Origin of the sequence: Synechococcus sp. PCC 7502 (assembly GCF_000317085.1) — a bacterium.
In the GTDB taxonomy this organism is placed as follows: domain Bacteria; phylum Cyanobacteriota; class Cyanobacteriia; order Pseudanabaenales; family Pseudanabaenaceae; genus PCC-7502.
In genome coordinates, this window is the sequence record NC_019702.1 from 3,350,052 (window position 1) to 3,376,056 (window position 26,005).

The 26,005-nt window shown below is 40.8% G+C and carries 27 protein-coding genes; 11 read left to right on the plus strand and 16 right to left on the minus strand.

Features of this window, described 5'->3' with window-relative positions:
* Positions 1 to 18: 18 nt before the first annotated feature.
* The 6 genes from SYN7502_RS16790 to recR all read right to left on the minus strand — a co-directional run bounded on the left by SYN7502_RS16790 (position 19) and on the right by recR (position 6,486).
* The gene (locus SYN7502_RS16790) at positions 19 to 717 is read right to left on the minus strand and encodes a hypothetical protein (RefSeq protein ID WP_015169920.1); all 699 of its coding nucleotides are present in this window, start codon (positions 715 to 717) and stop codon (positions 19 to 21) included.
* Positions 714 to 1,574, minus strand: a complete 861-nt coding sequence (locus SYN7502_RS16795; protein WP_015169921.1) for an ABC transporter permease — start codon at positions 1,572 to 1,574, stop codon at positions 714 to 716. The genes SYN7502_RS16790 and SYN7502_RS16795 overlap by 4 nt, the downstream gene beginning before the upstream one ends.
* A 181-nt stretch (positions 1,575 to 1,755) precedes the next feature.
* Entirely contained in the window at positions 1,756 to 3,849 is a 2,094-nt protein-coding gene (locus tag SYN7502_RS16800) for a methyl-accepting chemotaxis protein (RefSeq protein WP_015169922.1), read from the minus strand.
* Positions 3,850 to 3,909: 60 nt separating this feature from the next.
* The gene (gene thrC / locus SYN7502_RS16805; protein WP_015169923.1) at positions 3,910 to 5,013 is read right to left on the minus strand and encodes a threonine synthase; all 1,104 of its coding nucleotides are present in this window, start codon (positions 5,011 to 5,013) and stop codon (positions 3,910 to 3,912) included.
* A 76-nt stretch (positions 5,014 to 5,089) separates the two neighbouring features.
* A complete protein-coding gene (locus SYN7502_RS16810; RefSeq protein ID WP_015169924.1) occupies positions 5,090 to 5,881 on the minus strand; it encodes a TlyA family RNA methyltransferase in 792 nt (263 codons plus the stop codon).
* A gap of 11 nt (positions 5,882 to 5,892) precedes the next feature.
* Positions 5,893 to 6,486, minus strand: a complete 594-nt coding sequence (gene recR, locus SYN7502_RS16815) for a recombination mediator RecR (protein ID WP_015169925.1) — start codon at positions 6,484 to 6,486, stop codon at positions 5,893 to 5,895.
* A 149-nt stretch (positions 6,487 to 6,635) separates the two neighbouring features.
* Here recR and SYN7502_RS16820 point away from each other — a divergent pair, with 149 nt between their 5' ends.
* The 4 genes from SYN7502_RS16820 (at position 6,636) to SYN7502_RS16835 (ending at position 10,570) form a co-directional block, all read left to right on the plus strand.
* Positions 6,636 to 6,932: a 2Fe-2S iron-sulfur cluster-binding protein gene (locus tag SYN7502_RS16820; RefSeq protein WP_015169926.1), complete on the plus strand. Its 297-nt coding sequence runs from the start codon at positions 6,636 to 6,638 to the stop codon at positions 6,930 to 6,932.
* A 385-nt stretch (positions 6,933 to 7,317) separates the two neighbouring features.
* Positions 7,318 to 8,661 (plus strand): TldD/PmbA family protein, encoded by a 1,344-nt coding sequence (locus SYN7502_RS16825; RefSeq protein ID WP_015169927.1) that lies wholly within the window; start codon positions 7,318 to 7,320, stop codon positions 8,659 to 8,661.
* Between the two features lie 60 nt (positions 8,662 to 8,721).
* Positions 8,722 to 9,402 carry a glycosyltransferase family protein gene (locus SYN7502_RS20335; RefSeq protein WP_041429601.1) on the plus strand — a complete coding sequence of 227 codons (681 nt, stop codon included), beginning with the start codon at positions 8,722 to 8,724 and terminating at the stop codon, positions 9,400 to 9,402.
* Positions 9,353 to 10,570 carry a hypothetical protein gene (locus SYN7502_RS16835; protein ID WP_041429603.1) on the plus strand — a complete coding sequence of 406 codons (1,218 nt, stop codon included), beginning with the start codon at positions 9,353 to 9,355 and terminating at the stop codon, positions 10,568 to 10,570. Before SYN7502_RS20335 ends, SYN7502_RS16835 begins: the two co-directional genes overlap by 50 nt.
* Here the strand turns inward: SYN7502_RS16835 and SYN7502_RS16840 are convergent.
* The 6 genes from SYN7502_RS16840 to SYN7502_RS16865 all read right to left on the minus strand — a co-directional run bounded on the left by SYN7502_RS16840 (position 10,557) and on the right by SYN7502_RS16865 (position 18,793).
* A complete protein-coding gene (locus SYN7502_RS16840; RefSeq protein ID WP_015169928.1) occupies positions 10,557 to 11,966 on the minus strand; it encodes a phospholipid carrier-dependent glycosyltransferase in 1,410 nt (469 codons plus the stop codon). The two genes, SYN7502_RS16835 and SYN7502_RS16840, sit on opposite strands and share 14 nt — an antisense overlap.
* 173 nt (positions 11,967 to 12,139) lie before the next feature.
* On the minus strand, positions 12,140 to 12,439 hold the full coding sequence (locus SYN7502_RS16845; RefSeq protein WP_015169929.1) for a ferredoxin: 300 nt from the start codon (positions 12,437 to 12,439) through the stop codon (positions 12,140 to 12,142).
* A 328-nt stretch (positions 12,440 to 12,767) separates the two neighbouring features.
* Entirely contained in the window at positions 12,768 to 13,970 is a 1,203-nt protein-coding gene (locus SYN7502_RS16850) for a sensor histidine kinase (RefSeq protein WP_015169930.1), read from the minus strand.
* Positions 13,971 to 14,001: 31 nt separating this feature from the next.
* Positions 14,002 to 17,769, minus strand: a complete 3,768-nt coding sequence (locus SYN7502_RS18505) for a tetratricopeptide repeat protein (RefSeq protein WP_015169931.1) — start codon at positions 17,767 to 17,769, stop codon at positions 14,002 to 14,004.
* 114 nt (positions 17,770 to 17,883) lie between these two features.
* Entirely contained in the window at positions 17,884 to 18,549 is a 666-nt protein-coding gene (locus SYN7502_RS16860; protein ID WP_015169932.1) for an energy-coupling factor ABC transporter ATP-binding protein, read from the minus strand.
* Positions 18,536 to 18,793, minus strand: a complete 258-nt coding sequence (locus tag SYN7502_RS16865; protein WP_015169933.1) for a hypothetical protein — start codon at positions 18,791 to 18,793, stop codon at positions 18,536 to 18,538. Before SYN7502_RS16865 ends, SYN7502_RS16860 begins: the two co-directional genes overlap by 14 nt.
* A 147-nt stretch (positions 18,794 to 18,940) precedes the next feature.
* On the opposite strand from SYN7502_RS16865, the gene SYN7502_RS16870 reads away from it, so the two are divergent.
* A complete protein-coding gene (locus SYN7502_RS16870) occupies positions 18,941 to 19,405 on the plus strand; it encodes a hypothetical protein (RefSeq protein WP_015169934.1) in 465 nt (154 codons plus the stop codon).
* A gap of 22 nt (positions 19,406 to 19,427) precedes the next feature.
* On the opposite strand, the gene SYN7502_RS16875 is transcribed toward SYN7502_RS16870, so the two are convergent.
* On the minus strand, positions 19,428 to 19,880 hold the full coding sequence (locus tag SYN7502_RS16875; RefSeq protein ID WP_015169935.1) for a hypothetical protein: 453 nt from the start codon (positions 19,878 to 19,880) through the stop codon (positions 19,428 to 19,430).
* Positions 19,881 to 19,976: 96 nt separating this feature from the next.
* On the opposite strand from SYN7502_RS16875, the gene SYN7502_RS16880 reads away from it, so the two are divergent.
* Positions 19,977 to 20,816 carry an Npun_R2479 family HD domain-containing metalloprotein gene (locus SYN7502_RS16880; protein WP_015169936.1) on the plus strand — a complete coding sequence of 280 codons (840 nt, stop codon included), beginning with the start codon at positions 19,977 to 19,979 and terminating at the stop codon, positions 20,814 to 20,816.
* Positions 20,817 to 20,866: 50 nt separating this feature from the next.
* A complete protein-coding gene (galE, locus tag SYN7502_RS16885; RefSeq protein WP_015169937.1) occupies positions 20,867 to 21,856 on the plus strand; it encodes a UDP-glucose 4-epimerase GalE in 990 nt (329 codons plus the stop codon).
* Positions 21,857 to 21,868: 12 nt separating this feature from the next.
* On the opposite strand, the gene SYN7502_RS16890 is transcribed toward galE, so the two are convergent.
* Complete coding sequence (locus tag SYN7502_RS16890) at positions 21,869 to 22,288, minus strand: ATP-binding protein (RefSeq protein ID WP_246828943.1); 420 nt, start codon at positions 22,286 to 22,288, stop codon at positions 21,869 to 21,871.
* 113 nt (positions 22,289 to 22,401) lie between these two features.
* Here SYN7502_RS16890 and SYN7502_RS16895 point away from each other — a divergent pair, with 113 nt between their 5' ends.
* The gene (locus SYN7502_RS16895) at positions 22,402 to 23,631 is read left to right on the plus strand and encodes a tRNA nucleotidyltransferase/poly(A) polymerase family protein (RefSeq protein WP_015169939.1); all 1,230 of its coding nucleotides are present in this window, start codon (positions 22,402 to 22,404) and stop codon (positions 23,629 to 23,631) included.
* Here SYN7502_RS16895 and gcvH read toward each other — a convergent pair whose 3' ends face one another.
* Together gcvH and SYN7502_RS16905 are read right to left on the minus strand one after the other, a co-directional pair.
* Positions 23,632 to 24,018: a glycine cleavage system protein GcvH gene (gene gcvH / locus SYN7502_RS16900; protein ID WP_015169940.1), complete on the minus strand. Its 387-nt coding sequence runs from the start codon at positions 24,016 to 24,018 to the stop codon at positions 23,632 to 23,634. It lies immediately after the preceding gene.
* Between the two features lie 9 nt (positions 24,019 to 24,027).
* Positions 24,028 to 24,771 carry a TerC family protein gene (locus SYN7502_RS16905; protein ID WP_015169941.1) on the minus strand — a complete coding sequence of 248 codons (744 nt, stop codon included), beginning with the start codon at positions 24,769 to 24,771 and terminating at the stop codon, positions 24,028 to 24,030.
* Positions 24,772 to 24,976: 205 nt separating this feature from the next.
* On the opposite strand from SYN7502_RS16905, the gene petN reads away from it, so the two are divergent.
* From petN to petC, 3 genes are all read left to right on the plus strand, one after another.
* Positions 24,977 to 25,066, plus strand: a complete 90-nt coding sequence (petN, locus tag SYN7502_RS19175; RefSeq protein ID WP_015169942.1) for a cytochrome b6-f complex subunit PetN — start codon at positions 24,977 to 24,979, stop codon at positions 25,064 to 25,066.
* A gap of 26 nt (positions 25,067 to 25,092) precedes the next feature.
* Positions 25,093 to 25,272 (plus strand): hypothetical protein, encoded by a 180-nt coding sequence (locus tag SYN7502_RS16910; RefSeq protein ID WP_015169943.1) that lies wholly within the window; start codon positions 25,093 to 25,095, stop codon positions 25,270 to 25,272.
* Positions 25,273 to 25,449: 177 nt separating this feature from the next.
* The gene (gene petC, locus SYN7502_RS16915; protein ID WP_015169944.1) at positions 25,450 to 25,986 is read left to right on the plus strand and encodes a cytochrome b6-f complex iron-sulfur subunit; all 537 of its coding nucleotides are present in this window, start codon (positions 25,450 to 25,452) and stop codon (positions 25,984 to 25,986) included.
* The last annotated feature ends 19 nt before the right edge of the window (positions 25,987 to 26,005 follow it).

The window sequence follows — 26,005 nt, forward strand, 5'->3', positions numbered from 1 at the left end:
GTCCTAATTTAATAATATTTAAGGCTCTGGAGGTTTTGCCGATATGCGTTTACGAGGTTTAGGTAGAATTGATTCTACTGCTTGATCTTCTGACAGCAAATAATCCACAGAGCGATCGCTTAGGCGGATGGATCGAGCAATGAGAGTTTGGGATGAGGTATGGGGCGGACAAATTTCCAAAATCTTGGTTTTAACTAAGGGTGCCTTGGGAGAGAATACTGCCCTAGCTGCCCGCCATTCCGCATCGGATCGAGAAAATAAGCGTAATGCTAAATCAATAGTGGGTTGCCGACAACTGCTCTCATCATTATTCAAGACTACATACAGCTTTTCGTAGCGGCGATTTATTTCTGGTGCTAAACAGAGGACAAGTAAATCCCGTTCAAATTTTCCTAACTTCAGGCGATCGCACAAAATGGGAATAGTTAAATTAACTGACTCCTCCATACTAGCAGCAATCCGATCGCCATACCTTGAAGCACAGACCCCGGCGACGGGACGATATATAGCCTGTGTACCACCATTGGGAGGGTCTAGGGTAATAAATCCTTTCCACCAATGACTAGTTGCCTTATCGACTTCATTACGTGAAATTCGATCTATTTCCTTATTTAACTGTCTTTGCTTGGCGATCGTTCTCATAATTACTCGATCAAGCCATGCTAGTTCTGCTTTTAGGTAACTCCAGTTATCAACAAATTTGGCAACTTCTTTCATGCCACTCCTCGACGCAGCACTCCTCTGATCGCGATCGCCACCAGCCCTACAAAGATTAATAGTTCGATCACAAACCCAACTAAAGTCATATCACCCCAAGGGGCGGTTAAAACTACACTGTGCCAAGTCCAATCCCTGTGACTATAGACAAATCGAATTGGCTCGATCGCAAAAGATAAAGGATTCAAACAAGCTACCCATTTTAACCAAGTTGGCATAAAAGCGACAGGTGCCAAGGCAGTGCTAGAGAACATTAGGGGCAGATTCACTAGGAAAATAAATGCTAATAATTCTTGGTGTCCGGGCATAGCAAAAGCTAATCCTAAGCTCAGCATGGTAAAGCCTAAAACCAATAACATTAATACTAAACCAACCACACCTAGCCCTGCCGCATTGGGTAAGCCAGCCCCCATCACCGCACTGGCAGCAATAATTACTAAGGTTTGGATTACGCTAGTGGTAATGATAAAAATTGCTGAGGCTAAGACAATGGAAAACCGAGACACCAATGGAGCCACTAACATCCGATTGAGGAACCCAAATTCTCGATCAAACAGTACAGGTAAGCCAGAATTTAAGGCACCACTAAAAGCACTAAAGACAATTATGCCCGCCGCTAAAAACTGAATATAGGTTTGTCCATCACCTAAAAATCCCTCAGGGGCGTAACGAAATAATGCGCCAAACAAAATTAACCACATTAACGGTTGCAAAACTCCAGCAATTAGAGTCGTAGGTCGGCGGATTAATTGAATAAATAGGCGTTTGGTTAAGGCTAGGGTTTCTTGGCGAAATTCATCGGAAAAAATAGTTGGCAAGCGATCGCCTGAGGTTTCTGGTAAAGCAGTTAGTGTCATGGCTTAAAAATTCTCTCGTGAATTCCTTTATTTTTTCTTGTAATCGGTCTTGTGAATTTTCTTTTGAGTCTTAATTAGATAAATGCAAGCCCTAATCTAGTTTAACCTTAGAATTTTAAAAACGGATTTTCAGGTCTGATCTAATCGCTTTAATCGTCTTAACTGATCGAATTTATTGAATTTAAGGCAAATCTAAGGATGCCAATAGATCAGATGCTGTGGTTAGTTTTCGACTAATTACCGTTTCGGCATGGTGTAAATCGGCTTTTATCGCCGTAATCAACTTAGTTGCTTCAGAAATTTGCGTTGTTCCCGTTTCCAGATTACCCATAACTGCCCTAGTTTCGGTTTGAATATTCTGTGCTAATTCTTCCATTTCCTTCATGGTTGCTACGGACATATTCACGAGCTTACCCACCTGCTCTGAGAAAATACTAAAGTCCCGACTATGTTCGCGGTTAGCTTTAATCCCAGCATTCACGGCTAAAAAGTTGGCTTCAATGGCAATTTCATGGATTTGATCGACAACTTTAGAGATTTTTTGTGAAGATTCGCTCAGTCGCTTTGCTTTCTTAGAACTAACGGCGATCGCCTCCCGTAACTGCATAATTTGCTTAATCATTAACTCAAGGTTAGGGGTAGGATAATCTTCGGGCTTAGTGTTACTAATAGCTTTGATTTGGGCTTTGATCTGAGATTTAATCTGATCTAGATGGGTTTGTAGGTTTTGAATTTCCAAATTTTTCTGCGCCAGTTCTTCTTCCCTTTGTTCGGATTGGGCAACAATTTCTTCTAGGATTAATTTGTACTGCTCTGAGGAAGATTGGAGTTCTGCTTTGGCATGATTACTTTGCTGATCAATTTGTTCAATTTGTTTATATAGTTGCTGGGTTTGAGCTTGTAATTCTTTAACCTCGACTTCTTTGTGGCTAATCTGTTGCTGTAATCGTTCTTGATTGCGGTGCAGGAGGTTAATTTCCGTTTGCTTTTTCACTAACGAGGCTTGCAAATGGGCGGCGATCGCTTCAATATCTCCACTAGTAGTATCTTCGCCATTGGTTTGGATTACTTTTTGCAGGGCATTTACACCTTTAGCAATTAGTCTTTGCAGTTGGTCAATGGTATGGGTTTGATGATTGAGCAGGTTTTGAAACTGTTCGGTAACTAGATTGATTTGCTTAGATAAATCGGTAATTTCGTCATTTCCTTGAGAATTTAGGTATTTTTCAGTTTTTCTTTGGGCAATAGCATTAACTGCATCTGTAGCTTGAATTAGTCTATCACTGAGGCGACGTGCTGCCAGATAGGAAACAATGGCGATCGTTAGGACGATTATTAAGGTTAAACCGCCCAAGATTACCCCATATCCATAGTCGGGCTCAAAATCAGAACCCACTGCCACATTCCACTTTAGGTCTGGTAATCCTGATAGGGCAGGGGTAGGAACCGTGACCAAATTAGTCGGGCGATCAGAAAAACTCGCAAATAGGGTTTGGTTACTATCGGTACTGGTAATTGAATATTTACCCGAAGTAAAGCTAGTACGAATGACACTAATTGGGAGTTCAGCTTGGAGGACTGCCTGGATTTTTTGGGTTTTCGGTTCAGAGATCGGGACTAAAAACTGAATGGGCAGGGATGAATTAGCAGGCGAGATCAGAATCGGGGAATTAAATTTTAAGAGCTTTTGGAGATTATTGCGATCCAGATTGGTGATAGCTTGATTAGATGCGGATTTTAGAAGCAAATTACCCTTGAGGTTATAAATGGCAATATTGTTAACTGCTTTAGAAGTATTTTTGTAAGTATTGAGGCGATTGGTGATTAGGAGTTTTTGGCGATCGCTAATTTTTTTATTTGCCTGTAGTCCAGAGGTAATTGCTAAACTTTGGCTGAGTTTTTTGGTGTCTTCGTATTGTCTTAACACAAAAACATTGAGGCTATCAGCAAGGGCAATGGCACGAATTTCTTGGGTTTGAGTTAGAGCATGCTCACTGGATTTAAGATTAATCTGATAGGCAAAACCTGCAACTATACAAGCGGGGGCTGTGGCGCAGGCGATCGCCCAGATCATTAATTTAAATGGTAGTACGGGCTTAATAGGCGATATGTGCAGGGCAGAAACTGGATTTTGCTTATTTTGTGGCTCCTGTAGATTGTCTGAGTATTGATCATCAGTGTTATCAAAATCATCAACTAAAGCTAAATATTCAACATCAGCTTGATCTTCATGGAATGGATTAGATTCAGGGGGATGAGAAGATGCGTCTGACATGGAAGTTCCTGACTTTATTTAATCAATTTTATATGGTCAATTTTATGCATATTGCTGAACCTAAAATCCCATAATTTTGGCAATAGTTCCTAATTCAGCAATAACTTCTTGGTGAAAATGTTGTGCGGGAGATTGGGCGATCGCCGTATTGGGGTCTTTTAAGCCATTTCCAGTTAATACACATACCACTGTGGCGTGGTCGGGAACTCGATCTTTGAATTTTAATAAACCAGCAACCGATGCTGCACTGGCTGGCTCACAGAAAACTCCCTCTTCCCCTGCTAAAAGTTTATAGGCTGCCAGAATTTCATCATCTGTGACACTATTAAACTCACCATTACTTTCATTCTGCACGGCGATCGCTGACTGCCAATTAGCGGGATTACCAATGCGAATAGCACTAGCAATAGTTTCAGGATTCTCAAAAATTTTACCCGTTACCAACGGTGCTGCACCTGCAGCTTGAAACCCCATCATTTTCGGTAGTTTCTGACACTTGCCTAAATTTTTATATTCCTTAAATCCCATCCAATAGGCACTGATATTGCCCGCATTGCCCACAGGAATACAAAGCCAATCGGGAGCATCACCCAAGGTCTCTACCACTTCAAAGGCGGCGGTTTTTTGTCCCTGTAAACGGAACGGATTAATGGAATTAACTAAAGTTACAGGATATTTATCACCAAGTTCCCGCACTAACTCTAATGCCCGATCAAAGTTACCCTGTATGGCTATGACCTCGGCACCATAGATTAAAGCCTGAGCCAATTTACCCATGGCAATTTTACCATCTGGAATTAGGACAAAAGCTTTCATTCCCGCCCGTTTAGCATAGGCAGCCGCAGCAGCAGAGGTATTTCCCGTACTGGCACAGACTACAACTTCTGCTCCCTGTTCCTTTGCTTTGGAGATCGCCATCGTCATCCCCCGATCCTTAAAGCTACCTGTGGGGTTTAAGCCTTCATACTTAACTAATACCTTGATCCCTCTACCGATTAGCTTTGATACTGCTAAAGCTGGAATTAATGGGGTATTACCTTCGTTGAGTGTAACTATGGGTGTGCGATCGCTAACAGGTAACAAATCAGCATAACGACAGATGAGACCACAGGAAGGACGAACTACGGTACAAGAAGTATTAGGGCAGGAGATATGAGAAGGCACTTTTATTAATTAAGTTTTTACCTAGTTTAACGCTTAGTGTTAAGTTACGGCAATTTATTGAGTAGTCCTATTATCTTTACAGTTGGCAGATTTGGTTAATTGCGGCTAGGTTTGGGGCATCTACTTCAGACTCTGTATTTAGCCATAACCAATATTCCCAATTTCCTGCGGCTCCTTGGATGGGAGAAGGAGTAATTCCATTATATTTCCAGCCTAGTTCTAAAGCGAAGTTCATCACCTTAGCGATCGCCTCCGCCCGAACCTTAGTATCTCTAACCACGCCATTTTTGCCGATCAGCTCTCGTCCTGCTTCAAATTGTGGTTTAACCAGAAGTAGCACTTCCCTTGGTACCGCTAATAAATGCCATAAAGGTTCCAAAACTTTAGTTAAAGAAATAAACGATAAATCTAATACTGCTAAATCTGGATAGGTATCTTCGGGTTGATAGAGTTCCTCTGGTTTAAGGTAGCGAATGTTTGTGCGCTCCTTGAGGATAAGACGGGGATCGGTGCGAATTTCCCATGCCAGTTGTCCATAGCCCACATCAATCCCGTAAACTTTTTTGGCACCATTCTTAAATAAATAATCAGTGAAGCCGCCTGTAGAAATACCACCATCTAAACAAATGCGATCGCTTAGACTAATCGGGAAAACTGTCAATGCCCCTGCTAATTTTTCTCCACCTCTGGATACATAGGGCGATCGCTGCTTGATCAAAATATTGGCACTGTCTTGTACCTCGGTACCGGGCTTATCAATTACGGTCTGATCAACCTGTACCCAACCTGCCCGAATTACTTTTTGGGACTGCTCCCGTGATGGCATTAACCCTAAATCTACGAGCAGGACATCTAATCGTTTTTTCATCTATTTTTCAATTATCCTAAGTCCCGCCGACCTTCTAGTGCTTTTGCTAAGGTTACTTCATCGGCATACTCTAAATCTCCACCCATAGGTATTCCGAAAGCAATGCGTGTAACTCTGGTAAAGGGTTTGATTAAGCCACCTACATAGAGCGTAGTAGTTTCACCTTCAACCGTGGGACTGATTGCCATAATTACTTCATGAATTCCACCTTGACTAACTCTGCGTACCAGTGACTGAATATTTAATTGATCAGGAGAAATCCCATCCATTGGCGAAATTAGCCCACCTAGCACATGATACTTACCTCGGTATTCACGGGTTTTTTCTAAGGCGATTAAATCCCTAGAGTCAATGACTACGCAAATCATGGATTGATCTCGATTGGGATTACTACAAATTTCACAGATTGGTTCCGCCGATAGATGCCCACAAATTGAACAACAACCCACCTGTTCCTTAGCAGCCAGTAGAGCATTTGCTAAAGCCTCGACTTCGGTGGTAGGGCGTTTAAGGATAAATAATGCTAGTCTCTGGGCAGTTTTGGCTCCAACTCCAGGTAAGCGTTGAAACTGTTCGATCAGGTTGGCAAGGGGGCGAGTGTACAAGGTTTTAGGGTGTGAATTTAAATTTTTGCTGTTTTTTCAAGCATGTCACTTTATTTTTTCTGAGCTTATTCAGCTTAATAATCGGGATTAATGATTTAATTATATTTAATAAAAGTTAATACTCATTACTTTCTAATTAGCAGACCTAAATGGCAAACATCAAATTTGTAAATGAGAATAAAGAAGCGATCGCTATGGATGGGGTGAATCTTCGGATCAAGGCGATCGAGAACAACGTTGATATCTACAAGTTTATGGGAAAGCTAACAAACTGTGGTGGATATGGTCAATGTGGTACTTGTGTAGTGGAAATTACGGAAGGTATAGAAAATCTCTCGCCTCGTACGGATTTTGAAACTTTTAAGCTTAAGCGCAAACCTGATAATTATCGTTTAGCTTGTCAAGTTGTGGTTAATGGTGATATTGCAGTTAAAACCAAACCTTAATACCTTAATATAGGCATTTGTTAAAAACGGTTTTAATAAAGTTTTATGGGAGTCGTTTCTAAAGTATGTAAATTACAAACTGGCAATATTCATTGTAATATCCTCTTGAATCTTTACTTTTCCATTCTTTAATTCTCTTGATAATTTCGTTCCTTAATCATTGTTTGTTTGGGTACAACTTGTTCAATTGTGTGATTACTTCACCTAAAACAACTTTACGATTGTCTACTTGGCTTTAATCCGCATAATGGGTAGAAACCTGACCCCTGTGAATTCTTAAACAGTTTCTAATGCTAAATTTCAAGGGGGAGATCGTTAAATGTAAAGCTGAAACTGCCTATTGATATGGCAACATCAAGAATAAACTTCAAAAGTTAAAATTTACATGTCAAGCATTGAAGAAAATACATTTAATCAGATTGCAGATCAGGTGATTGGATGTTTACAAAATCAAGAACAGGTTTCAATTAGTTTGAACTGTGAGCGCAGTCAATTTACAAGGTTTAATAATGGCAAGATTAGACAGTCAGGGCTGGTACATGATGGCACTGTCACTATTTCTTTAGTTGATCAAAGCCGAGAGGCATATTCATCTTTTCCGTTTACAGGTAATTTAGAGATCGATCGGGAAGTAGCTTTAGAAAACTTGGCATATTTGCGATCGCAGGTTAAGGAGTTACCACCAAATCCATATATAGTTTTACCCGAAGCAGGTGATTCCAGTCGAGAGGTTTATAGGGGTGAGCTTTTAGATAGTAAAGAGGCACTCGCTGCAATTTTAGAACCAGTCGGGAATTTGGATTTTACGGGACTATATGCGGCAGGAATCATTATGCGGGGAATTGTTAATTCTGTGAATAATGCCGTGGGGCAAAAACACTGGTTTGCAACGGATAATTTTGTTGTGGACTATTCCATATTTACCAAGCAAGATCGGGCAGTTAAGGGTATGTATGCGGGGCAGAACTGGAACCAATCTGCATATAACTCGCAAATTAATCAATCTCGTCAACAAATTTCTGCCCTAGATTTATCTGCTAAACATATCGCTCGTGGAGAGTATCGAGTCTATTTTGCTCCTAGTGCTACTGCGGATTTAATTGGCATGATCACAGGTGCAGTTGGCGCTGCTGCTTTGCAACAGGGTAGTAGTGCTTTATTAAAATTACAAACTGGCGAAAAAGAATTATCAAATTTATTTAACTTGAAAGAGAATTTCCAAAATGGGACTGTACCTAGATTTAATGAATTGGGAGTCATAGCCCCAGAGGAATTGAGCGTAATTAAGGAAGGAAAATTAATTAATCCCTTAGTTAGTGCTAAAACTGCAAAAGAATATAACTTAATTGCCAATGGTGCTAGTAATGGCGAATATATGCGATCGCCTGTGGTGGAAACGGGAAAACTTGCTCAGTCTGAAATCTTATCTAAATTAGGAACAGGTTTATATCTATCAAATTTGCATTATCTAAATTGGAGCGATCGCTCTAACGGTAGAATTACCGGCATGACCCGCTATGCTTGCTTTTGGGTGGAAAACGGTGAAATTATTGCCCCAATTGAAAACCTCCGATTTGATGACAGTATCTATGACTTTCTTAACCACAACCTTGAGGCATTTACAGATTTTTCAGAGTTTATTCCCAATACCGATACCTATGGCAGCCGATCTCTGGGCGGAATTCTGACCCCCGGGATGTTAGTTAAAAACTTTACTTTTACTTTGTAGCTTTTACTCTGAAGTTATTCCCAATTTTGAGTTCGCTTTTAATTCATCGGTAAGGACAAGATGTCATCTAAAGATTATTGGCAAAGGGTTTTAGTTGGGGTAGCAATTGTAGTGATGGCGGGTGTGGCGATCGCTCCTATGGTGTTTAAGGGCTATCCGATTACCCATTCCACGCAATTTAATCTGAGTTGGGTATTTCAATATCAACGACAGTTCCTAGGTGGTCAGTTTTATCCTCGGTGGCTGGAATTTTCTAATTTTGGGTTTGGTAATGCTACCTTTGTGTTTTATCCGCCGATGTTGATGGTGGCGACATTACCTTTTTGTATTTTCGGTGATGTGGAATTTTCCCTGATTGCCAGTATGGGATTAGCGGCACTGGTACTCGCAGTAGGTTTATATAAATACGCAAGATTATATTTTCCCAGGTGGTTGTCTGTGGCGATCGCTTTGCTAGGAGTGGGTTCACCGTACTTTTTAATTGATGTGTATCAACGGGGGGCAATGGCTGAAGTCTGGGCAGTAGTCTGGATTCCGTGGGTGTTTTTCACAACTCAAAAACTAATTGATACTCTAAAATTTGATAGTCCAAAATTTGCTGATCCCAAATCCATAAATGCTATTAGCTTGGGGAATGCTGGGGTTATCCCACTTGCCGACCCTATTGATAACATTTTTGGTCTGGATAGCAATGCCTGTGATTTTAGTACCCAAGGATTTAGGGGTAAAAGCAATTATTAGAGTTTGCAGTAAGTGTTATTTGAGTGCGATCGCTGGACTGATTGGCATTAGCTTTTTTTTATTACCCGTAATTTTGGATCAGCCATTAGTCCAAATTGAAAATGTCATTAACTTTAGCTCTGAATATGTACCCCAAAAACGCTTAATGCTGGATGGTTTATTAAGTTTAGCTCCTAGGCTTCCCACCCATTGGTTTGAGTCAGGGTTTGGCTTAATCCCATGCTTTGGCATTATTGCTGTTACTGGAATGATTGGGGCGATCGCTTGGATCATTTCCTTAAAGTTAAAAACCCTTGACCCAAGGTTATTTCGAGCATTTGGTATTGGAGTTTTAGTGACTTTAATTACCATACTTATGACTACAGACCTAGCGATAGGTATTTATGAGCTTTTTCCCACTTTACAAAAAATTCAATTCTCGTGGCGTTGGTTTGTGATAACGGTAACTACGGCACCCCTAATCTGGGGCGGAATCATCTGGCAGCTAGGAAGATTACACACAAAATGGCTACGGAATTTACTCTTAATATTCCTCATGTTAGTAACTTTAGCTAGTTATAGTTTCACTGACAAACTAATTTTGGATAAAACAGGCTTTGATTCACCCCTTGTGCATAAATTTGTAACCTTTGCTAATCAGAAAAAATTTCCCCAAGAACCGCAAGTGAATAGTAAAGGAACTCCTATCCTGTTTTGGCATTGGCTATTTCCCGATGGATTAGGAATTGTTGATGTATCCGAATATCGAGCTAAGGGTATATCTATGGCAATGCCGCCAGATCGCAACTATCCTTTAGCAGCATGGAAAGATCGCAGTTCTATTAATAATCCCCAAAATAATCAAATCGGAATTCAGATCAAAACTTGGAACTATGGCTTTCGACAACTGGAGATCGCTAATCCCCATGATTTAAGCTGCCTACAACTACGGATGTTTTACTACCCCCGATGGCAGTTGAAAATAGATGATCAAAATTCAGCCCTCACAGCCACGGAGCAGGGACAAGTAGAAATTGCCATACCCTCTGGGGAACATTCAGTTACTTTAACCTATACAGGCACGATCGCCGAACAGGTGGGTAAATATATCAGCCTTGTCAGCATAATCGGGACTTTGATTTGGTTGATTTGGGATCGGAGTCAGCAAAAATTGGCTAAATCCAGTTAAAGCCCGGGACAACATTGGGTTGAAACCACATTCTTTGATAAAATCCTGCGATCGAAATGGGTAAGCCTAACCACACGGGCATAAAAAATATTTGACAGATAATTACCGCACTCACCGCCCCCGCCCCCAAAGCTTGCCACCAGATTTGACTTTTACTTAAGAGCCAATCAATTACCACTGCTAAAGCCATAAAACTAAAGGCCGCAGAACTCATATAGTGATAGATAAATAAACAGCGTCCTACGGCAAACCAAGGTAAATAGTTAGCAGCATATCCAATCAAAATATAAATGCCAATATAAATACCGCCTGCACCTCTGCTTATAAAGGCGATCGCCACAATTGCTAAACTCGATAACCACCATAAAATCGGATTACCCAATGCCTGCACTGCCCGCCAAATTTCTTTACCTGTATCTCCAGTATTGAAATAATAGGCGATCGGACGCATTAACAGGGGCCAACTCGCCGCACTGGAACAATAGGGATGAATAGGATGATCGGGTGTGCCAACAGCACTGGGTGAAATATTCCACAAATAAATATTATGGTTACTAATGACAAAATACTTGGCAAAAGCTCCTAGCCATTCCCAGCCCTGAGCCGTTGGGGCAAATACCTTCAGCACCATCATAACGTGGGGAACCCATTGCAAAATGTAGGCAAAAGCAGGTAAAAGCACCAAACAGATTAAATATTCATACCATTTTAATTGTAGAAACTTTTTGAGTACTGCCATGTTCGCAAAGGTATTGGGAGCAATCCGTTGGATTACTAAGAGTCCAAAAATCAACATATAGGTCATCAGGATAAATCCCAAGCCATTCCACTTAATCCCCGCCGTGGCTCCTAGCATTATTCCGCCGAGGCTGAGCATGACAGTCCGATTCAAATCCTGCCGTTGTAAGCCTGCAATGAGGAAAATTTGTGAACATAACCCAAAGCAAACCAGAAATACATTCATTAATCCAAACCGAGATTCCACCAAAAATAAGCCATCAGCTAAGGTTAAAATCCCTCCGATAATTGCTAATCGGTTGTTATAGGTAAGTCGATACAGCAGCCCCATCACCAACACAGGAATGCAGGCACCCAGACAAACTTCAGTAATTCTGTAGCCAATCTCGTTATGCCCAAATATGATAATACCTAAGGCAATAATGTATTTCCCTAGGGGAGGATGTCCATCATTAGGCGGATTTCCCGCAATATAACCCTCGGCAAATTTGGGAAAGTGGACTTCATCAAATATGGGATAGGGCAGTCGGTTAAATTCCCACAGTCGCAAATATAAAGCTATGGCAAAAATTAACAATCCCCAAATAATTAGTTGCCACCTTGCTTTTGATACTTTAATAGACGCTTTACTAGATGCACTCGATAAAGATTGGTTCACGGTAATTTGAATGCTGAATTAAATCTGAATTGAATTAAATTAGGTAATCAGCCCCAATTCTACTGATCTAATGTGATGATTTAATGGAAAGATTTTATAAAAAAACTCCGACCTGCTAACAACAAAGTCAGACAAAGTCGGAGAAACATAAATGAAATGAATAACTAAATGAATTAGTACAGATTTTCTTCTTGGTGGGTTTTGATGACAAGATCAGATTGAGGATAGGCAACACAAGTTAAAACATAACCTGCTTCAATTTGCTCATCATCAAGGAAGGATTGGTCAGCTTGATCGACTTCACCTTTTTCAATCTTGCCTGCACAAGAGGAACATGCGCCAGCACGACAGGAATAGGGTAGATCTAGTCCTTGCGCTTCAGCGACATCGAGAATGTATTCATCATCAGGTACTTCAATAGTAGTATTAAGACCTTCAGCTTCGTTAATCAGTGTGACCTTGTAGGTTGCCATGTGTAGTAATCCTTTCAATAACTAGAGAGCATAACTTGGATGAATTAACATTCAGATCAAAAATCTAAATGACTCATTTAAGCTTGCGATCGCATAATAACCCTATGTATGGGCATAAAGCTAAAAATAATCAAAAGATTTTATCCGTATTTGTTGATTAATAGCAAATTATAGATTTGCACCTATATATGGCTCTAAAGCTTAGACTGTATGGCTTATAAGAATTTAATACTGGAAATATAGCGAAAAATTTACCGAGAATTTTGCTGTCTGATTCAAAAGTATAATCACCTAGTGAGGTTGCTATATAAAATTTGAATAAGTAAATCTAGGTTTGCTTAATTGGTAAAGTCACCTTAACCCATGCACCGCCAGTTTCGGGATGATTATTAACGCTGATTTTGCCCTTATGGGATTTAACAATTTGGTAGGCGATCGCTAGCCCCAAACCACTACCATTTTGGTTATATCGTCTATTTTGCGGATTAAGCTGAGGTTGCTCCGATTGATAGAAGCGATCGAACACATGGGGTAGGGCGGATTCACTAAAGCCACTTCCACAATCAATGATTTCAATCAGTACCGTTTTTGAATTTTCTAGTGAATCTTGACTCAGATTAACCACAATAGTTTGTAAAGATGGACTATGTTTAATGCCATTGTCTAAGAGATTTAAAAGCAAACGATAGAGTTTAGATTCATCTGCTTCAAGCATAAATTCACTGGAGCCAATATATTCCAGCTTAATTTGCTTGGATGTTGATAAGGGTTCCAAGCTATGCCATGCACTGTGAATGATTTTAGCCAAATCCACGGTTTCTAGGTGCATTGCTAAGGGTATTCCCGTATCTATCTTGCCCAGTTCTAAAATATCTTGGACTAGATCGCTAAGGCGTATTGTTTGCTTAATTAAATTTTCTAGCCAAGGCTTCAGAGCGGGATCAACTTTAGATTCTAAAGACTCGGCAATTAATCTAATTGAGGTGAGAGGCGTTTTTAGATCATGTGCCACATCTGCCGCCCAGCGATCACGTTGTTGTGCTAGGGTAACTGCTTCTTGGCGATCTTCAATGAAAATACCCACATGCCCATAACCGAGGGGCAGACTGTACGCCTTGATCGGAATATCAGCTTTTTCCACAGGATCAATGGGATCATCAACGGTGGGATGAAATATCCATGCTTTTTGGCGGGGTTTATTAGTATTGCGAGTCTGCTCAATTAATTGATCTAACTCAAAGGAGCGAACTATTTGCAGTAAAAGTTTCCTTTCGGTACCAATGGGCGTAGTCATACCAAGGAGTTGACGGGCTTGGTGATTGCAAAAATACAGATGGTTTTCTTCATCTACTTGTAAATAACCTTCAGGAGCCTGCTGCATGATCTGCTCCCAAGTCATAATTTGACGTTCGAGGTTAGCGATCGCCTGACTAGCTAAAGTTTGGGATAAATCTGGTTCGGGTAATCGACGGGAGAAATAAACTACTCCAGCCCCTAGAATAAATCCTCCTAAAAATATAATTAACTCCACCAATTAGGTTCCTCTGTTTTAGATTTCACTGTTAAGGCTTTTTCCCGCCTAGTTTTCCCAACATTGAGTCGAACCAGTTTTTAGAAGGACGGGGTTTGTTTTTTTGGATCGGTGGATTAATTTGGATGGATAAAGTAGAACCAGCTTCTAAAAGTTGCTGAATGGCACTGTCATCTTGCTGGCTGGATTGGACATCAATGGATTTATAGGGATTGGCGGTGAGACTTTTCTGCTCTAAAGCTTCTAGGGTTTCAACAAAATTTGTCCATGTTCCGATTTCCGTGGGGCGATCGCTATTTTCCTTTTGCAACTTTAAGGATTGCTGATGAAATTCAATGGCACGGGTGTAGTCTCCGAGGGCATTGTAAGCATTACCTAAACCCGCAAGGGCATTTGCTTGGGAACGGCGATCACTAATCTCTTGGGCAACTTCTAACCACTGTCGATAAAACTCTACGGCTTTACTATACTGTCCTAGGGCGTTATGGCTATTACCTAAACCTCCGAAGGCATTACCTTGCTGAGAGCGATCGCCAATTTCTTGGGCAATATGCAGCCATTGTTGATAAAAATGAATTGCTTGGGGATATTTACCAAGGGCATAGTTAGTATTACCAAGATCGCCTAAGGCATTAGCTTCTCCTTGGCGGTTACCAATCTTCTGAGATAGTACTAGACATCTCAGGTACTGCTCGGAGGCGGGTAAGTACTGCCCCAGGGTGTAGTAGGTACGTCCCAAATTACTGGAGGCTTTTGCCTGTAACATTAAATCATCAATTTTTTGAGCAATTTCCAAGGAACGGGCATGGAGTTCGATGGCTTGGGTATATTGTCCGAGCACAAAAAATGCTGAACCTAAACCGCTTAGGGAACTGGCTTCGGAACGGCGATCGCTAATGGATCGGGCAATTTCTAAGCATTGTTGATAGGCTTGAATAGCTTGGGGATATTGACCAATGGCAAAAAAAGCATTACCTAAATTACCTAAGGAGTTTGCCTCTCCCTTGGCATCGCTCATTTTGCGTTTAATTTCGATCCACTGTTGATGAAATTCGATCGCTTGAGCGTATTTAGTATTAACAAGAGAACTCAGATTACTACTGCGATTTAGGCTGGATAGGCTGGCAGAGCGATCGCCCATATCTTTTTTTAGATCAATCCATTGTTCGTAAAACTTTAAGGCTTGGGCATAGTATCCCAACTGATCTAACACCTGTCCTAAACTATGGAGGCAATACGCCTGTTGATTAAGATCACCAAGTTCTTTGGCAATACTCAGGGACTGTTTATAAAGCTCCATTGCTTCTTGGTATTGTCCAATGGTGTTATAGGCATTACCGAGATTTCTAAGGGCGATCGCCTTTTGTTCGGAATGATCTAGACTAACTTCCCAAGCCTGCTCGTAGAACTGAATTGCTTTCACAAATTTACCCAAGGAGGTTTGGACATTTCCTAACCCAATCAGGGACTTTGCTTGCCGATGGCGATCACTAGTTTTTAAGGATAGTTTTAATGCCTTGTCATAGAGACCCACCGCCTCTTTGTATTGTCCTAGGGAATTATGGGCGTTACCGAGATTAATTAAACATTCTGGCTCCAGATCATGATCGGTAAATATTTCTAGTGCCTGTTGATGATAGCTAATTGCTTCTTTATACTGCCCGAGGCGATCGCTGCAAATTCCCAAACCGATCAGACACTTACCCCGTTGCTCAAGTTGATCTGGCTCTAGGGCTAAGCATTCTTGGTAATTCGTTTTAGCCTCAGCATACTGTCCTAAAATTTGTAAGGTATGTGCTAAATGTTCTAAGGAATTTGCCCGCAGGTTTTGATATTTATCTTGATTGGCAATGAGATTAAGATGAATCCGAGCCAGTTCGATCGCCTTGGCATATTGTTTGACTTGTTTATAAGCATCAGCGATCATCGGTAGCCCATGAATTTGGGATTGAGTATCCTTTAACTCCCTTGCCAACCCTAAGTAGCGCTCATAATATTCCAAGCTATGGATATATTCCCCCTGCCTAGCATAGAGATTACCAATCCCTAAAAGGTTTTGGAGTTCAAGGGAGCGATCGCCCAATTTAACCGCAATTTCTAAGGACTCTTGATAGTAGGCTAAGACCTGTGACCATAGTTCGGGATTATTTTTAGCAAGAACAGAAGCCAAGGCATATAGGCACTGCGCCCGATCTGGTTGGGATGCTGGATCATTCTTCTTCCCTAAAATATCTAGCCACAGTTGAAATAAAGGAATTGCCTGAGCGTATTTTTGCAGAGCAGTATAGGCATTACCCAATCCCATTAACACTGCCCCAAACTCAGGGCGATCGGATTTAATCTCCTGCCACGCACTTAATAAAGGCTGCAATAGGCTAATGCGCTGAATATATTTGCCCTCCGAATCCAAATATTTATCCACACATTGATTGGTACCATCTTGAATTAAATAAAATCCTCGATAATATTCCCCTAGGGCGCAGCAATGCTCAAAAATTCCCACATAGGGTTGAATATCCTGATCGCTTTCCCACTCCACATAGGGCTTAGTCTGTGTCCATAAATATTTAATAATTTGTTCATGGTAAGGTTTAGCATCAGCAATGGTAATAAATTCCCGAATGTGCGGCTCACAATAAAAATAATTCTGTCCCAATTGCCGCAGCAAGCCTAATTTTTCTAACTTTTGCAACTCCGTAATTTCTATGGATTCGCCATTACTCTCAAATGCCCAAATCCCCTGCATATCCTGAATATAGAAGGGGTGGCGATAAATACTGGCATAAATTAATAACTGCCGTAGTTTTGGTAATAACCGCTTAAAGCTGCGTTCAAATACCTGACGGGGAGCGATCGCTTTATTATTGCCGTGAGATTGAGAGTAACTTAAATCAAAAATCTTGCCATATCTTGCCAAGTAGCGAATCTGGGGAATTTGTTCTTCGGTTTTTAGTAAACTTGCCGCCAAAGTTAGAGATAGAAGGTTCCCGCCCACAAGTTGTCCAAAGGTTTCTAAATCTTGGCGATCGCCTAATATGCCCTTTGCACTTAAAAAATCTGCTGCTAGTGAAGGACTAAGGGATTCTGAAAGTTTTAATTCAGGTATTAATGCTAATTCTGACTTTAAAGAATGACAACTGGTGACTATTATCTTACTGGTTATTTTGCTAGTTGATTGAGATGCTATATCCTGCGAAACTTGGAGAAAATCTAGCCAAAACTCCCGTTGACTACTTTGGTCTATTTTGGTAATAACAATCAAACAGGGATGGGCTTGAATTAGATCAACTAAGGTGGCAATTAGGTGATGATCAGGAGTAATTAATAATTTTTCGGAGGTGGTTAAATGAGCGATCGCCCACCGAGCAAAATCCGTAAAACTATATATATCCGCATCCACCCAAAACTTAGTACCTTCATGGGCTTGAAACCATGTGATCAATGCCGACAGATCGATCACATCAGTTACGATAGTCAAATTCTGGTTTGCTAGGGCTAAATCCAAACTTGCGGGGATTAAAATCCGTTCAAAATTCTGGTTAACATTCAGGGAAGGCGGATTAATAAAATTTGGTAAAACCTCAAATTCTGCTACTTCTAACCTTTCTGCCTCATCTTCTGATTGATCTTGATCTACAACTTCAGAGCTAATGACTTGAGCCAAAGACCCCTCAACCAAATCCGCCAATGCTTCCCAACTAGCAATCTGCTCTAGGTCAAATTTCTCATCAATGGGTGGTAATGGCTCCAAACTAGGGCTGAGGTTTTGTGGTTGTACTTGCTCACTTACATTTGCCATAGGATTCCTATTTCGTACCCCAAGATTAGCAGAACCAGTCAAAATCTGGATCAAATTTGACTAGTCACAATCATACAACTGACTATTATGCTCAGCACATTAATTGCAGCTTATTTAGGTATTTTCCAAAAGAGTTTTCAACCGATGGGGATCGCCTTGATCAATGACTCGACCGTGACTAAGTAAAAATGCTCCATCCGCATAATCAAGTTCATCTAAACGATGGGTAACCCAAAGGGCTGTAAGCGATCGCTCCTTCACTAAATGCCTTACCTCAGCTACTAATGCCCCTTGACTATCTCGATCTAAAAGTGCCGTAGGCTCATCTAATAATAAAACCTGTGATTTACGGGCGATCGCCCCCGCAATTGCTACCCGTTGTTTTTGACCGCCACTGAGGGCATAAATGGGACGGCGTTGATAGTTTTGCAAATCCACAGCAGCCAAAGCATCCTGCACTCGTGCTTTCGTCTCACTAAAGGAAAGATGCTCATCTACCAACCCAAAAGCAACATCGGCTCCGACCGTAGGCATCACCAGTTGATGATCGGGATTTTGGAATACAAACCCCACAGGGGAATTAATAGTAATAGTTCCCCCATCCAGCTTTAGTAATCCCGCTAAAACTTTGAGTAAAGTTGATTTACCACTGCCATTAGCTCCCAGCAGCATCCAAAACTGCCCCTTAGGTACATCTAAGCTACATTTATCTAAAACTACGGTGCCATCTGCCCAGCAAAACCTTAAATCCGTAGCAATAATGTCACTAGTAGCGACCAAAACCTACCCCTGTTACCGATGCTGAGGAATTCTTTTCAGAAACCTGTACCCCAGAAATTTGCTCTGTAAGTAAAGCAACCTTTTTTTCTAATTGCTTATCACAGGTTAGCTGCAACACTCTAGGATTTCCAGATTCTAGTGCCTCTATAATAAAATTTACTAGTGCGAAGGCATCATCTTTTTCCTTGCGTTCAACGGTTACAGGTATGGGATTACCCTTTAGAGATAGCTCAATTGCAAACATTTAGATTTGGTTACTTATTTTTTTATGCTGATACCTCTAGTATGCCAGTGCTTAGGGTTTTTCATCAAGATTTGTCTAAATCTAATTAATCCAATTACAGCTATAGCAAGTCTCAATATAATATTTCCTTAAGTTTATGGAGTTTTTATGTTAGCAAATTTACTTAAACATCAACTTGGCTTGAAGTTATTAGTACTATTAGGTTTAATTGCAGTGTCCCCAGTGCGGGCAGAGACTTGTCACCCTTTGAATGTAATTGGTGGAGACGGTGTTAAGGTGCGAAAAACTGTGTCACCCATCAGTACCTTAGTAACCAATAATAACTGGAATACTGATTTTGCAGTTTCGGGTGGAGTTATCTTTAATCGCTATGTCGCTACAGTTATCCCAGAGAATAATGCCAACTACGACCTTAAGCTGATTTTGAAGTTTAGCGATAATACCACCAGCGAGTTTTACAATAAAAGCAATGTTGCAGTCAAAGTTAACAAGCCAGTAACAATGGTCGGTGAACCTCGTTCCCAAACTGAACCTTACCAAATTAATGTTTTTGTCGGTGGTATCAATGCGATCGGTAATACCTATACTGTCTCGGTAATTGGTTGTCGCTAATCAAACTGATTTTAAGATCAACTTAAAGCACCTTATGGGTATGGGAGTGCTGTTTAACATTGTCTTCAGTATTTACAACTCGTTCAGCGTTAAGTACCCGTTTTTTATCCAAAGAGAAATTAAACTTGCTATAGGTTTCCCCAATGGGAATAAACTGCTTTGATGCTGGACGATTTTTATAGGTTCGAGCCGCAGCGATCGCCCGTTCGGCAAATTCGTTACAAATCTGGACATCTTGGTTAAATAAACTGGGAAGAGTTACAGAGCCATCTTCTTTTAAAACTTCACCAATACTAGTACTGTAAGCCAACTCATAAGACGTGGGAATCTGTTTCCAAATTGCTTCCAAGGCGGCGGAGGGAATTGGTTCCACAACTTTAACCTTTAATACTTCACCATCGGACTTAATAAAACAATTAGCTATGCCCAGGACAATATAATCGGCAGGCTCAAGCTCTGGGGCATTTTTATACATAGATTCTTTAAAATTCGGTTATTCAAAATTAGTCAGTCAAAATTAATTCAAAAACTAGTTAAATTATTATATGACTATTACCCAACCGCATAAATTATGTTCAACGTCACCGCCCTTTTAATTGATGACTTTGTCAGGCAACTAACATCGGGATATAGTCGCACCTTTGGGGGCTACAAACATGACTTTGCGGAAATTATTGCTTGGGCAGGAAGTATGGCTTTAGAAAATATCGCCACCAGTGATGCCCTTTACCATAATGTTGAACATACAATTTTGGTTACCCTAGTCGGTCAGGAAATTTTACGCGGAAAGCATATTCGCGAGGGGAAAGTATCTCCGGAGGATTGGCTGCATTTTATTATTTCCTTGGTATGCCATGACATTGGCTATGTCAAAGGAGTATGTAGGCAGGATCAAGGTGGGAGATATGCCACAGGAGTTAATAATTGTTTAGTAGATTTACCCATTGGCGCATCCGATGCCAGCCTAACCCCCTATCATGTTGACCGAGGTAAGTTATTCATCCTTGAGCGTTTTGGTGGACATAGTTTAATTCAAGCTGAAAAGATTATTGATAACATTGAACTTACCCGATTTCCCGTCCCCGAAACTAGCGATCGCCAAGATACTAGTAGCTATAAAGGACTGGTAAGAGCCGCAGACCTAATTGGACAACTGAGTGATCCTCGCTACTTAAATAAAATTGGGGCATTGTATTACGAGTTTGAAGAAACAGGGGTAAATAAAGTTTTGGGGTATGACCATCCGGGCGATCTGCGCCGAGATTACCCGAAGTTTTACTGGACAAGTGTCTATCCATTTGTGAAGGATGCGTTGTACTATCTTTCCCTAACCCAACAGGGACAGGAAATCATGGCTCATCTGTATGCCAATGTATTTGTGGTTGAGCATGAGAAGCTATATGTATCTTGAGTTCACAACATTACTTGCTTAATTACTTGTTTAATTGAAACTACTTAAATATGAACAATCCCAACCCTAAGATTTTAGTGACTGGTGGTGCTGGCTATATTGGTTGTCATGCTGTATCGGCATTACAAAAGGCTGGTTATGAGGTTTTAATCTTAGATAATTTGGTATATGGACACCGTTACATTGCCGAAGAAGTCCTTAAGGCAGAATTAATTGTGGGAGATACAAGCGATCGCCCATTATTAGATCAAATTTTCTCAACCCATAATATTGCTGCGGTGATGCACTTTGCTGCCTATGCCTATGTGGGGGAGTCGGTGACTAATCCTGCCAAATACTATAGAAACAATGTGGTTGGTACCCTAACTTTACTAGAGGCAATGGTGGAGGCAAATGTTAACCAGTTTGTATTTTCTTCCACCTGTGCTACCTATGGAGAGCCAAACCAAGTTCCCATTCCTGAAAGCCATCCCCAAAACCCCATTAATCCCTATGGCATGAGTAAATTAATGGTGGAGCATATACTTAAAGATTTTGATACTGCCTATAACCTCAAGTCCGTAGCATTTCGTTATTTTAATGCAGCGGGTGCTGATCCAGAGGGCAAAATGGGTGAAGATCACAATCCAGAAACCCATCTAATTCCTTTGATTTTGGCAACTGCCCTCGAACAAAGGGATCATATTTCTGTGTTTGGCTCAGACTACCCTACCCCTGATGGGACCTGTATTCGGGATTATATCCATGTTAATGACTTAGCTGATGCCCATGTTTTAGGCTTAGAGTATTTACGCAAAGGTGGAGAAACTACAGCTTTTAACCTTGGTAATGGGAATGGCTATTCTGTTAAAGAAGTAATTGAGACAGCTAAAAAAGTTACGCAAAAACCTATTAATGTCGTGATTAGCGATCGCCGTGCGGGAGACCCACCTGTATTGGTTGGTAGTAGTGATAGAGCCAGGAATATTCTAGGATGGCAGCCTCAATATGCTGATCTAGAGAAAATTCTTAAACACGCATGGTATTGGGCAAATCGTTAACTGTTAATCCAACTAGCAGGCAATGGCAAAACTTGATTTTACCTGTTTGCGGAGATGCAGTTGGCGTTCATTTTGATTCCAATATACATAATCAAAAATCTGGTGCATAATATACACTCCTCTGCCACACTCTGCTTCCAAGCAGGGAGCTTGAGGTTCAGGTAAAGCCTTGATTTCAGTACCTTGATCCTTAACAACCCAGTGATAGGATTCGGCTGACATAAAGAATTCTATCGTTACTTGCCGGGAACTATCTAGTTGATTACCATGCTTAACTGCATTTACTAAAGCTTCTTGGAGTCCTAACCTCAGGATAAAATGCCACTCTTCGGGAACATCTGCTAGTAGCAAGTCTAGGATAGGACTAGTGTAAAGTGTAGAATCAAAACAAAGCGTGTAAGCAGTATGCGCCTCAATTGATGTAACAGCCACGCTTAGAACCTCCTGTCCACACTCTATTAATATCATTATAGCCTAACTATGGTCGTCGAGAATTAAATTGACTAAGTAAGGTTACTTAAATTTTCTAAAGTTTTACCTATTGCATGTTTGATCTTAATGAACTACAAATACCTGCCTATCTAGTCGGTGGGTGGGTGCGCGATCGCCTTTTTAATCGAACTTCTAAGTACTTAGATTTAGATTTTGTGTTACCTGAGCAGGTTGTAGAAACGGCAAGGAGAATCGCCAAAAATCATGGAGCAGGGTTTGTGTTATTGGATGCAGAGCGACAAATTGCCCGTGTGGTCTTCAAGGATGGGACGGCAGACTTTGCTCAACAAATGGGAAATTCCATCATTGACGATTTAGGGTGCCGAGACTTTACGATGAATGCGATCGCCATTGATTGCGCCGAACTTTCTACAAGTATCATTAGCCAGATTAAATATTTACCAAAATTAATCGATCCGTTTTCAGGGCAGGCAGATATTGAGAGTAGGCAGATACGGATGCTTAGGGAGTCAAACCTGCGGGCAGACCCTCTCAGAATTTTACGCGCCTATCGTCAAGCTGCTCAACTTGGCTGTGAAATTGAGCCTATAACCCGAAGATGTTTAATTCAGATTGCTCCATCTTTAGAAAATACTGCGGCGGAGCGGGTACGCACAGAACTAAGTTACCTATTGGCATTGGGTGAATCTGGAAGCAGGTGGCTCAGTTTAGCTATTGATGACGGGATTTTAGGGGCATGGATACCAACTAAAAACCTAATGATGGAGCGATTTAAGCTCATAGATGGGGCGATCGCCGAAGTCATAGAGCAATGGCAGGAACTAGATGATTATTTTAACCAGATTCTAAGTAGCGATCACTCGGTTACAGTCATTATTAAACTTGCCGCAATTAGTAACAGTGCTACGGCATTGACATCATTGGGGTTTAGCCGACTCGAACAACGCTGGATCGTGACTTTAATGCGGTATTTACCAATATTTTTAAATTATTTAGATTTAGATCAAAGTATGGTGTCTGCTAGTCAGCAGTATCAATTATTTATGGCTATCAAGGAAATGTTCCCAGCTTTGAGTATTTTGGCGATTGCCTCTGGCAAATCTTTGATTAGTGTCATTCCGTGGCTAAATCGATGGCTTGCTCCTAATGATCCGATCGCTCACCAAATTCCCCTGATCAATGGCGATGACTTAAAAAATGAACTGGGCTTAAAGTCTGGGGCAAAAATTGGCGATGTATTAAACCAACTAAAATTGGCACAGGTTGAGCAAGTTATTACTAATCATGAAAATGCGATCGCCTACGCCAAAACGTTAATTTAATTACTGTCCTTCTACCTTACTGCTGTAATCTGCTGCTGATAGGGCAGAATCTAGTTCGCTCAAGTCTTCTACTTCAACTTTAATCATCCATGAATCACCATAGGGATCATTACCAATGGTTTCGGGCGAGTCAGCTAAGTCATGATTTACTGCTAACACCTTACCAGTTATGGGCGCATATACATCTCCCACAGCCTTTACTGATTCCACAGAGCCGAAGGGTAACCCTTTACTAATAGTTTCACCAACTTCAGGTAATTCAATAAACACCACATCACCCAGTTGATCGATCGCAAAGGCAGTAATTCCAATTGTTGCGACATTACCCTCCAGACGTATATATTCATGGGAGTCGGTGTACTTTAGATCGTCAGGATAGACAAACATATTTAGCTTTTAGTTAATTTTACTCGACTCTTCAAGGATAGGCTCTTCTAAATCAGGAACTCGTTTTGAGAAACCCCATATAAATATTAAGGCAATACAACTTAGCATCAACCATTCGGGGGGAACATAATCATCGGAAAATACCTTAATCAGCAATCTTAGCCCCACTAGAACTACGATTAAATACCCCGCAGGTTCTAAGTTGGAAAATTCACCTAACCATTTAATAAATAAACCCGCTAAAAACCGCAGGGAGATAATGCCAATTACACCTCCTAAGAGTACTAACCAAGTTTCTTGGGCAACTGCCACTGCCGCTGTGACGCTATCTAGGGAAAAGGCTAAATCCGTTAAAGATACAAGTAAGACCACCTCCCATAACTTACTGGCGACTGCCACTGGTTCACCTTCTTCATGCCCTTCACTACTAACAAAGAAATATCTACCCGATAACCACAGTAAGTAAACCGCACCCGCTAATTCAAATTGCCAATATTTAATTACCCAAGTTGCAGTCAAAATTAAGATCACCCTTAAAACAAATGCCCCGATTAATCCGTATCTCAATGCCCATCGTTCCTGCTCGGGATCAGGAAGACTTCTCACAAGGGCAGCTAGGGCGATCGCATTATCTGCGGATAAAATTGCCTCTAATAGCACTAGAACTAAAATAGTGGGTAAAGTTTCAGGGCGAACCGACTCGGGATGAAAATCTATTAATTGAATAAATATTTGAGCTAATTGATCGAACATGGGCAGTCTAAGAGTTTTTTAAAACCAAGCTATATAAATACTGATTATCACTTAACATTAGGCACCTTGAACTATGAACTATAAATGCACTTGCGATCCCCTAGTGAATATTGCACGGTTGTCTTAAATATCGGTATGATTGAGTGCAATCAAATTTTTCAATATAGATTCACTAAATTCACTAATCATTCGATAATCTAAAATTATGGACATTTTAACTTTAGGCTGGGTTGGTCTTTTGGCAGTGTTTACCCTTTCCATTGCTTTTGTGGTTTGGGGACGGAACGGTTTGTAAATATTTGTTATAAATAGTTTTAAACTATGACCGAAACAGCAGTTATTAATGCTTTCTTCTGGGTTGCGATGTTTCTCTTAGCTGGAGTTACGGGTGGCGTGGGTTATTTAACATTTTTAGAATGGCGCGATCGCCGTCGCAATGGACAGGATGGCTCAGAGCTAAAAAATCTAAAACTTAAAAAATTTAAACAAAAACTTAAATAGGAATGACCATGTAACATTTCGTTGCAATTTGCTAGGACTGAAGCTCGTAAATTGTCGATATGATAAAAGATGTGAAAAAATGAAACAAAATGTAATAGGCAAGGAGCTTAGTAATTAGCCTTTAAACTATTACCAGTCTGTTTCCAAGAAATATACATAAGGATTAAATTTATAAATATGAGTCAAGCTTCAATCAGTGATGTACCAAGCATGGGTCGTCGCCAATTTATGAATGTGCTTTTAGGTGGAGCAGTTGGCACCACTGTTTTAGGTGCGTTATATCCTGTAGTTCAATACTTTGTCCCGCCTTCGAGCGGTGGTAGTGGTGGTGGGGTTACAGCCAAAGATGCCCTAGGCAAAGATATTATTGCTTCTCAGTTTTTAGATTCCCATCAAGTTGGCGATCATGTTCTTGCCCAAGGTTTAAAAGGCGATCCTACTTACATTATTGTTACAGACAGTAAAGAAGTTGCCAACTTTGGTTTGAATGCGGTTTGTACCCATTTAGGCTGTGTTGTCCCCTGGAATACCGCCGAAAATAAGTTTATGTGTCCTTGTCATGGGTCTCAGTATGACAGCACGGGTAAAAAAGTACGGGGTCCTGCTCCGCTATCGCTGGCTCTAGTCCATGCTCAAGTGTCCGATGATAAGGTGCAGTTTTTACCTTGGACTGAAACCGACTTCCGCACTGATGAAGCTCCTTGGTGGGTTTAATGGTATCAGTGGCACTCAG